This is a genomic window from Streptomyces sp. NPDC002690 (assembly GCF_053592415.1).
Genome location: NZ_JBSFVR010000476.1, coordinates 1 through 4,860 on the forward strand (window position 1 = coordinate 1; position 4,860 = coordinate 4,860).

The 4,860-nt window shown below is 70.9% G+C and carries 4 protein-coding genes; 1 reads left to right on the top strand and 3 read right to left on the bottom strand.

Features of this window, described 5'->3' with window-relative positions; all coding sequences use genetic code 11:
• Positions 1-113: 113 nt before the first annotated feature.
• Both ACWD3D_RS33595 and ACWD3D_RS33600 read right to left on the bottom strand, forming a co-directional pair.
• The gene (locus tag ACWD3D_RS33595) at positions 114-473 is read right to left on the bottom strand and encodes an STAS domain-containing protein (RefSeq protein WP_451464498.1); all 360 of its coding nucleotides are present in this window, start codon (positions 471-473) and stop codon (positions 114-116) included.
• Between the two features lie 122 nt (positions 474-595).
• A complete protein-coding gene (locus ACWD3D_RS33600; protein WP_451464499.1) occupies positions 596-1,609 on the bottom strand; it encodes a zinc-binding dehydrogenase in 1,014 nt (337 codons plus the stop codon).
• A 121-nt stretch (positions 1,610-1,730) separates the two neighbouring features.
• Between ACWD3D_RS33600 and ACWD3D_RS33605 the strand changes: the two genes are divergently transcribed.
• A complete protein-coding gene (locus tag ACWD3D_RS33605; RefSeq protein WP_451464500.1) occupies positions 1,731-2,312 on the top strand; it encodes a TetR/AcrR family transcriptional regulator in 582 nt (193 codons plus the stop codon).
• Between the two features lie 268 nt (positions 2,313-2,580).
• On the opposite strand, the gene ACWD3D_RS33610 is transcribed toward ACWD3D_RS33605, so the two are convergent.
• Positions 2,581-4,860, bottom strand: a 2,280-nt coding sequence (locus tag ACWD3D_RS33610) for an AbfB domain-containing protein (RefSeq protein ID WP_451464501.1), incomplete at its 5' end; no start/stop codon positions are given.

The following is a 4,860-nucleotide window of genomic DNA, read 5'->3' on the forward strand; positions in this document are numbered from 1 at the left end:
GGAGCATCCGGGTGTACGGGTGGCGGGGCTCGGAGGTCAGGACCCGGGTCGGCGCCTTCTCGGCGAGCTTCCCCGCCGCAACCCGCCCGTAAAACCCGGACGGTGACGAGAAGTCAGCCGGTGCGATGCTCGGGAGCATCCCCGGCCGTGCCCACGACGACGAAGTGATCCAGTGTCCCCGTGACGGTGAAAAGCCGCCGCACCTGCGGACGCAGCGGACCGGCGATGATGAACGCCCGCCCCCGGAGCCGGTGTCCGCGCTCCGCCATCAGCAACTCGTTGAGCAGTCCGCTGTCCCCGAAGGTGACACCGGACAGATCGACCACCGTTGCGGGCAGATCGGCCTCCGCCGCCTCCAGCCAGGCGGCGGCGAGGAGGTCGCGCTCCGCCTGGTCGACCGCGCCGGTGACACCGATCACGAACACGTCCGGTTGTCTCGCCACCCGCACGGTGGCACCTTCGTCCCAGGTCATGGCCCCTATTTTCACAGGACCCGGACGCCGCCCCGACAACACCCCCCGGATGTGCGGGTGGAGCGATTCGGCCCGTGCGACCGGCAGGTGAGCCGCACGGGCGGGACCGGTCCGAGGGCCCGTCAGGGGCGCAGGACCAGACGGATGGGGTCGCCCTCCTTGCGCTCCAGACGGGCCACCGCCTCCGCCGCCTCGGCCAGCGGCAGGGTTCCGCTGATCGAGCCGGAGAAGTCCAGCCGACCGCCTTCGACCAGCCCGAGGAGCTGCGGGAGGGCGACCGGCATGTCGGAGCCGTAGTGGCCGAGGATGCGCTGCTGGAGATAGCTGAAGCGGGTTCCGTGCGTGACCGTCAGGGGCTTGTCGGTGAGGCCGACGAGGACGAGCCGTCCCCCCTTGGCCAGGGCGGTCAGCGCCTGCTCGCGCACGGCCGGCACCCCGGCGAAGTCGAAGGCCGCCGCGAGGCCGGCTCCCCCGGTGACCGCGGCCACTCGCTCCGCCAGGTCCGGTGCGGCCGAATCGAGCACCAGGTCGGCACCGGCGGCGAGCGCCCGCTGCCGGGCGGTCGGGTTCGGGTCGACGGCGACGATCGGGTACGCGCCCACCGCGCGCAACAGCTGCACCGCGTGGATTCCCAGACCTCCCGCGCCCCACACGCCCACCGCCTCGGCGGGCCGGACCGCCGCGGTGGCGGTGATCGCACCCCACGGGGTGGACACCGCGTCCGGGATGATCGCGCCCTGGTCGAACGGGATGGCGTCGGGCAGCAGCGTCAGCGCGTCCTCGGAGGAGAGCGCGTACTGGGCCCAGCCCCCGTCGTAGTCGACACCCCGGGTGTGCGTGACTCCGTCGCGGGTCTCGCCCGCGTACAGCACCACCCGCTGACCCGGCACCCAGGACGTGACGCCCTCGCCCGCTTCGGCGATCGTGCCGGACACCTCGTGACCGAGGGTGACGGTGTCGCCTTCCAGTAGCTGCGGGGTGAGGCTGCCGCCGATCAGGTGCACGTCGGAAAGGCACACTCCGGCCGCTTCCACCTTCACGAGCACCTGTCCGGGACCGGGCTGCGGCCGGGGCACCTCTTCGACGCGCAGGGTGCGGCTCGGGACGTGCAGGCGCGCGGCGAGCATCTGCTCCATGACATGACCTCCAAAAACGACTACTGCCTCGACGGCCACCGGTATAACGCAGGTCGTCTTGCATTAGACGTTACGGCGATCCGGAGGGTCAGTGCAAGTGGAGTTGCTTTAGGCTGGCGGTATGACCACACCCCGCCCCGCCGCCCCACCGCTGCGCCGCCGCGGGGAGAACATGCGCAGAGCCGTACTGACCGCCGCCGTCGAGATCCTCGCGGCCGAAGGACTCGCGGGCGCGACCGTCTCCGCCGTCGCCCGGTCCGCCGGAGTGCACGAGACGTCGATCTACCGGCGGTGGAAGACCCGGGAGAACCTCATCGCCGAGGCGCTCGTCGCCGAACTCGACGCGGCCGTACCCGTCCCGGACACCGGAGACGTGCGGAAGGACCTCACGACGTTCTTCGTCTCCCTCGTCCGGCTGCTGCGTACCCCCCAGGGGCAGGCGCTGCTGCGGCTGAGCGTCGAACGGGACGACACCCTGGAAGACCGCCGGGGCCCGTACTGGAAGGACCGGCTGGAGCGCGGGACCGTCATGGTCCGGCGTGGCGTCGAGCGCGGTGAGCTCGCCGGCGACACCGATCCGGGCCTGCTGGTGGAAGCGGTCAGCGGCCCCCTCTTCGCCCGCGTCCTGGTGAGCGACGCCCCGCTGGACGAGGGGCTGGCGGAGCGGCTCGTCGCGCTGGTGCTCGACGGTGCGCGACCCTGAGACATTCCGCGGGCGGGGCCGGAGCGTTCGACTGCGTGCACGTGTGGAGGACACTGCCGCCGGACTGCGACGACTGATGTGGACGCGGAAGGCATGGTGTTACGCGGGTTGCCCGCGCCCGCTGTGCCCGACGGTCCCCCGAGGGCTGGAGCCGGAACGCCCCGGGCCCCGGACACGCCGGTGACCGGCCCGCCGGAAGTATTCCGACGGACCGGCCACCGAACGACGGACGGCCCCGGCGATCAGGACCTCCCCCTGTCCACTCGACTCACGGCGCCCAGGGGGCGTCAACCGACCACGTGGTGTCCTCGGTGAAGGAGGCCGCGTTGTCCCAGGCGTTGGTGCCGCCCGGAGTGGCCAGCCACACCTCGGAGTTGATGTGGCGCATGTAGCTGCCGGGCAGGTTGACGCTCGACAGACGCACCCCGCCCGTCCCCGCGACCGCGCACCAGGTGGCGTCAGCCTTGAAGAGGGCCGAGCCGTCGCTCGCGTCCCTGCGGACCCGGAAGTTCTGGTGCCGCAGGTACTCGCCCGGGTAGTTGCGGGATTCGAAGGAGTAGCAGTTGCTGTTCGCCAGCCCCGCGACCACCTTCCAGGTGGCGTCGTTCTTCAGCAGCGCGGTGCTGTTGGCGTCGACGACCGCCGTGTACCCGAGCCCCTCCGAGTGGCGCAGGTACTTGTTGGTGTAGCCGGGGGTGGTGACCCGCAGCGACTTGTAGCCGCCGGTGGGCAGCGTCACCGCCGTCGTCCCCGCCTTCGAGGCGGCGATGAGGGCCTGGTTGGCGGCCTTCACCCGGGCGGTGTCCACCTTCACGACCTGGCGGTCGTAGGTGAGGAGGCCGTTGGCCTCGTTCTCCACGTCGGTGATCTCCGTGTAGACCGAGGCTGAGAGCCCGGCCGGCAGCTGACCGATCCGGATGCTGTCGATCAGCCCCACGAAGCGGTTGTTGAGGGCCGAGACGCTCGCCTGGTCCTCGTAGCTGAAGCCGCCGCCCGGGTACCACTCGTGGCCGGCGACCTTCCAGCCCAGCCCGCCGAACTCGCCGAGTACGGCCGCCCGCGTCGCGGAGGGCGCGGTGTTCCCGGGGCCGACGTAGTTGTGGTTGTCGACGACGTCACCGTTGCCGCCGTCCACCGCTCCGCAGCAGTTGACCCCGCTCATGTTGTCGACGAGGCGGGACGGGTCGTACGCCTTGACGTCGTTGGCGATCCTGGCCTGGTCGTACTGACCCCAGCCCTCGTTCTCGTTCACCCACAGCACCAGCGACGGCGAGCTGCGGTGCTGGTCGATGATCGCGTGGTACTCCGCCTCCCACTGCGTCCGTGCCGCGCTGTCCGGAGACTTGCCGGTGTCCATCGCGGGCATGTCCTGCCAGACGAGGAGCCCGAGCTTGTCGGCCCAGTAGAACCAGCGCTGCGGCTCGACCTTGATGTGCTTGCGGACCATGTTGAACCCGAGGTCCTTGTGCGCCTGGAGGTCGGACTTGAGCGCCGCGTCGGTCGGCGCGGTGTAGATGCCGTCCGGCCAGTAGCCCTGGTCCAGCGTGCCGGTCTGGAAGACGAACTTCCCGTTGAGGACCGGGCGCATGATGTTGTCCACCTTGGCGAGCCCGATGGACCGCATCCCGGTGTAACCGCCCACCGTGTCGGTGACCGCCGTGCCGTCGAGCAGCTCCGTCTTCACGTCGTACAGGAACGGGTCCTCGGGGGTCCACAGGTGCGTGTTCGGCACGGGCACGGAGACCTCCGCGCCCACCACGCCCGTCGCGGTGCCCACCGTCGTGCCGCCGGTGGAGACGGTCACCCGGGCGCTGCGGCCCGAGGCACCCGCCGCCTGCACCTTCACCCGCAGGGTGCTGTCACCCAGGCTCGGGGTCATGTCCAGCCGGGTGACGTGCGCGGTGGCCACCGGCTCCAGCCAGACGGTCTGCCAGATGCCCGAGGCGGCGGTGTAGAAGATCCCGCCCCCCGAGTGCGGCGCCACGTCGTTGATCCGCTGCTTGCCGACGGCCTGGCCGCCGGTCTGCGTCGGGTCGTAGACCGACACCACCACGGTGTTCGTCCCGCCGTTCAGCTGCGGGGTGATGTCGTACGAGAACGCGTCGTACCCGCCCTTGTGCGCACCCACCTGCGTGCCGTTGACCCAGACCGTGGTCTGCCAGTCGGAGGCGCCGAAGTTGAGCTGTACCCGTCGGCCGTTCCAGTTCGACGGAACGGTGAACGTCCGCTTGTACCAGAGCTTGTCGTTCTCGGTGATCTTGCGCTTGATGCCGGAGAGCGCGGACTCCGCCACGAACGGCACCCGGATCTGCTCGGTGAACGACGCGGGCTGACCGGCGTCCTTGCCGGTCACCGCGAAGTCCCAGATGCCGTTGAGGTTCGCCCAGTCCGGACGGGTGAGCTGCGGACGCGGGTACTCGGGCAGCGGCTGGTCGACGGAGACCTGGTTGGTCCACGGCGTCGTCATGGGCGCCGTCTTCGGCGACCAGGCGGTGGCCGCCGCGGCGGCCGGAGCCGTACCGGCCCCGACGAGCGCGCCGGCCATCAG